The 2,618-nt window shown below is 38.9% G+C and carries 3 protein-coding genes and 2 pseudogenes; all 5 read left to right on the plus strand.

Annotated elements, in window-relative coordinates; genetic code table 11:
• A pseudogene (locus tag M975_RS23090) lies at positions 1 to 352 on the plus strand (RHS repeat-associated core domain-containing protein); the annotation flags it as partial.
• 398 nt (positions 353 to 750) lie between these two features.
• Positions 751 to 1,008: a hypothetical protein gene (locus tag M975_RS07185; protein WP_064546975.1), complete on the plus strand. Its 258-nt coding sequence runs from the start codon at positions 751 to 753 to the stop codon at positions 1,006 to 1,008.
• A 206-nt stretch (positions 1,009 to 1,214) separates the two neighbouring features.
• Positions 1,215 to 1,514, plus strand: a complete 300-nt coding sequence (locus M975_RS07190; protein ID WP_064546973.1) for a hypothetical protein — start codon at positions 1,215 to 1,217, stop codon at positions 1,512 to 1,514.
• An 83-nt stretch (positions 1,515 to 1,597) separates the two neighbouring features.
• Positions 1,598 to 1,806: pseudogene (locus M975_RS23520) on the plus strand (hypothetical protein); the annotation flags it as partial.
• Between the two features lie 281 nt (positions 1,807 to 2,087).
• Positions 2,088 to 2,558: a hypothetical protein gene (locus M975_RS07200; RefSeq protein ID WP_083963392.1), complete on the plus strand. Its 471-nt coding sequence runs from the start codon at positions 2,088 to 2,090 to the stop codon at positions 2,556 to 2,558.
• Positions 2,559 to 2,618 lie beyond the last annotated feature (60 nt).

The following is a 2,618-nucleotide window of genomic DNA, read 5'->3' on the forward strand; positions in this document are numbered from 1 at the left end:
GCAGCTGGAGCCGGAACACACGCCGGAGAGAAAAATCCATCTTTACCACTGCGACCACCGGGGACTGCCGCTGGCACTGATTGACGAAACCGGAGCGATAGCCTGGCGGGCAGAATACGATGAATGGGGCAATCAGCTGTCGGAGGAGAACCCGCATCATCTGCAACAACTCATTCGCCTGCCGGGTCAGCAGGCTGATGAAGAGACGGGATTGTATTACAACCGCCACCGTTATTATGATCCGCAGCAGGGGCGGTATATTACCCAGGATCCTATTGGGTTGAGTGGTGGGTGGAATGTTTACTCTTATGTTTATAATGATCCACTTGGTTTTGTTGACCCGTTAGGGCTAGATATTTGGATTGAAGCTCAAGGGCCAGATGAACCTGCACTTCATCAAAGTGTAAACGTAGGAGTGCCTGATGGCAGTTATAACTCGTACAGTTACGCTATGGGCTCTTTTCCCTATGGAGAGGTTTATAATGATATGAAGCATGGTGGGAAAATTGAAATGTATAAAAAAACAACAAAAGAACAGGATGCAGCTTTTAATAAAGCAATGAAAGATCAAATAGGGGAGCATGGCTATTATGGATATGATGATATTTGTCGTAGCTGGAGTCAGCGCCAATTTAACTCAGCTCCTGGGAATAAGGAAACTCCACCTGAACGTAAAAATGTAATTGTTACAATGGGTGGGTTTGATTTATCATCGAAAGGGAGTAGTACTACAGGTAGCGGAACCTCTCGATGAGAACTTTTATATTTATTTTAGGGTTGTTTTTTTCTATCGCTGCATGGATTTCTGATAATATTACTGTAGTGAATGAAAACACCTACAATATACTTTTCTTTATAGCTATAGTCGCAGTTTTTCTATCCATCCTTGCATGGTGGTATTTATCTATAAAAAAGGGATGGTTGTGGATTTTCTCTTTCATGTTTGTATTTAATGGGGTGGGTGTTATTTTGGATGTATGCGCTCGTTTTTTTCATTCTTTATTATGACCCGCGACAGGAACGGTGTATTACCCAGTATCCTCTCAGAATGATGCGTATGACTCTTTACATTTTTCACCGAAGGATCTTAACGGGATAAAAGATGATGGGGTGGGTAATCATGATTATGTTGGTTATTTGTCGACACCAAATAATAAGTATTATAAATTCACCCCGCAAACAGGAAGAAAAAGGTGTAAATGAAATAAAGGGGGATGACTTTTTTATTTGTTGTTTTATTTATTATAATACAGTTAAAGTGTTTTGGTGAGAAAACTATCTTCTTGGGCGAAACACAATCAAAAATAATGGATATGGCCTTTGAATATTTCAGAAACAATGCAAATTGGAATTTACTTAACACTATGATAATTGATGATGCTGAAGATATGCATATCACCTTCTACTGTAAATCCGATTCAGGAGAGACTCGTGGTAGAGGTGATATGCAAATTATTTATGTTAATTCAAAAATTAATTTTAGAATTAACATAAATAAGAATCGTGGCAAGTGAAAGAGGCTGTGAATGATAACTAGGTGGCAGCATGATGTGCCGTAGGCCAAGGCGAGTAACATGAGCCGGAAAAGGGATAGGATATCACCTCTAATCCGATAGAGTTGAAAGGGGGATGGAATTTGTACCAATACATATTAATCCTGTCACAAATACAGATCCTTTGGGGTTAATAGAAGTTCTTCTAGGCCCGATACCTTTCCCAGTCCCATGGTCAAATAGCCCTGCACAGAAGGAGGCCAATGATAATGCTGTAAAAGCATTAACAAAATGGTTGAATGAAGTATTTAGTGATAGTGAGGAAGAAGAATGCCCTCCATGCAATCCACCTGCGGGAGAAAAATATAATATTGATATTCATTATCAGGCTCATACAGGAAGAGGTTTAAATGATGGTTCTCATGGATGTGAAATTCTAACTGGAAACCCAACGCATTGGCATTATGATGTAAATAATCAGAATCCGAAAACATGTAGATGTTACCCCCAGGAACATGTTTTTGGCGGATGTGGTACACCTTAGTGTCTACTGGCACATGATCTTGAACCTTAATTTTATTTGGGAGTTTTATTATGGGTATTAACTTGGCCAATGATTGTCAATTTCATGATAATTTAATTCATGGGGTTTCATTTGCTTCAGATGTTGGTGATTTTAGCTCTGACATTCATTTCGACATTGATCACATACTGGAATGGCTATGCTGTTCTAAAAATATGGACGAATCAATGTTCTCGGTTTCAAGGGCATTACTTAAGTTTCATGATGTAAGTGATTTAATACTTGACTTGTCATGGGGCGAAACCCAATACAGTAAGTTTACTGGTTTCAGATCGGGTGTATTTATCCTGGATGTTAAAAAAGAGAAGGTGGAATCACTACTCGCGAAGGATGATGGAAGTTATTATAAATGGCAAATATTAACAAATAATAAAAATAGTATCATTCAATTTGGTGCATCATCAATGTCATTAGAGTTAATTGGCACGCCCAAGATAGTAAATAGGCAATATTTAATAAACAGTGAACGAAGAGTTGAATAATTCAATCCACGACAACATTATAACTGCCACCATGGTTGCGGGGAAACTGCAGCAGGACGC

This window comes from Buttiauxella brennerae ATCC 51605 (assembly GCF_001654925.1).
Taxonomy (GTDB): domain Bacteria; phylum Pseudomonadota; class Gammaproteobacteria; order Enterobacterales; family Enterobacteriaceae; genus Buttiauxella; species Buttiauxella brennerae.